This window comes from Mesorhizobium sp. LEGMi-168a (assembly GCF_058312955.1).
In genome coordinates this window covers 1-1,666 of record NZ_JBZEGV010000087.1, presented here as the reverse complement: position 1 = coordinate 1,666, position 1,666 = coordinate 1, and the positions used below count along the sequence as shown (strand labels likewise).

At 66.1% G+C, this 1,666-nt stretch carries 1 protein-coding gene; it reads left to right on the top strand.

The window, feature by feature from the left end; genetic code table 11:
* Positions 1 to 270 precede the first annotated feature (270 nt).
* A complete protein-coding gene (locus tag AC4FWB_RS34000) occupies positions 271 to 1,377 on the top strand; it encodes a hypothetical protein (RefSeq protein ID WP_491030583.1) in 1,107 nt (368 codons plus the stop codon).
* Positions 1,378 to 1,666 lie beyond the last annotated feature (289 nt).

The following is a 1,666-nucleotide window of genomic DNA, read 5'->3' as shown; positions in this document are numbered from 1 at the left end:
CGCGGCCACCTCTCCCCCATGTTCATGGGGGAGAGGAACCCAAGCTTTTCAAGGCCGCGACCCTTCGCGGTTGGCGTTTCCTCTCCCTCCACGAATGTGGGGGGAGAGGTGGCTCGGCGAAGCCGAGACGGAGTGGGGGAGCGCCATATGCGATTACCCTGCCCTTGCGGGGGAGGGTGGAGCCTGATGCAAAATGCCTGTCACGATGCTTGCGTGAAGGGCACCCGACAGGCTTTGCTGGCGCCCTGAAAGATTCGCGAGAAGGCATTCATGGACACGGTCACGCTCAATGCAAAGGGCATCTCGGTCTCGCTCGATCTCGCCGTCGGCCATATCGCCGCCATGGAAATCGAAGCCGACGGCCGCAAGCTGAAGCCGCTGCACCGTGCGCCATGGGTCGGCGCGCCGCGCGAAACACTGCCGGAAAATCTCCCCGAAGGCACGGTGCGCCTTTCGGGCGATTTCCTCTGCGCGCCGTTCTCCACCAGCGACGTCGAGGCAGCGCCCCTGCATGGCTGGACGGCCAACAGTGCGTGGGACGTCGTCGAGAACGGCGCCATCGCCGGCGGCTGGCGGGCCGTCTTCCGGCTGCGCCGCAAGGTCATGGGCGCTGCCGTCGACAAGATTTTTACGCTGCGCGACAACCATCCCTTCCTCTACCAGGAACACATCTTTTCCGGCGGCTCCGGCGCTATTTCCGTCGCCCATCATCCGATGACGGTAATGCAGGACGGCGGCAGGCTCGCCTTTTCGCCGAAACGCCTGGCGGTGACGCCGGCGACCGCGCTGGAACCCGATCCGGCGCGCGGCCGGTTTCGCCTCGCCTATCCCGCCCGCGCCACCGATCTGGCCCATTTCCCGATCGCCACCGGCGGGACCACCGATCTCACCGGCTACCGCATGGAGGCTAGGGGCGAGGATTTCATCACCCTGGTCGAGGCCGATCATGGCGGGCCGGGCTGGACGGCGCTTGCCCGCCGCGCCGAGCAGGATCTGGTGCTGGTGCTGAAGAACCCGGCCGAGCTGCCGGTCACCATGCTGTGGTTCAGCAATGGCGGGCGCGACTATGCGCCCTGGAGCGGCCGCCATGTCGGCGTGCTCGGCATCGAGGACGGCCGTGCCGCGGTCGGCCACGCCGCCTCGCTCGGCGACAACTGGTTGAAACATGAAGGCGTGGCGACGGCCTTTGCTCTGGCCGAAGGGCGGTCGGTCTCCTTCCGCCATGTCATCGGCGCGGTTCCGTTCGCCGATGCCGAGCCGCCAAGCGGCCTCGAGCAAGCGCCCGACCGGCTGCGCGTCCTTGCCGCGGGCGGGACAACGCGGGAGATGCCATTCGACGGCGACTTCCTGCGCATTGGCCAGTCCGATCCTGCGTGAATGTTGAGTTCGTCATTGCAGGAATCCGGCATGCCGACGGGACAGCGCCCCCCTCTGCCCTGCCGGGCATCTCCCCCACAAGGGGGGGATCGGACGTCGCGCCGGCCTTCGCCAATCGCTAACGTTGCAGAAATGGCGCCTTCGACGAAACAGCCAATCTCCCCCCTCATATGATGAGTTGAAGGTCAAGGGGTGTGGTCACCATTGTTGACGGCCTTTGTGGTTGTCGACGGTATCCAGTTGCGCCCATTCCCAGTACCGGCAGCCATGGCTGACCTGTACCACCTCA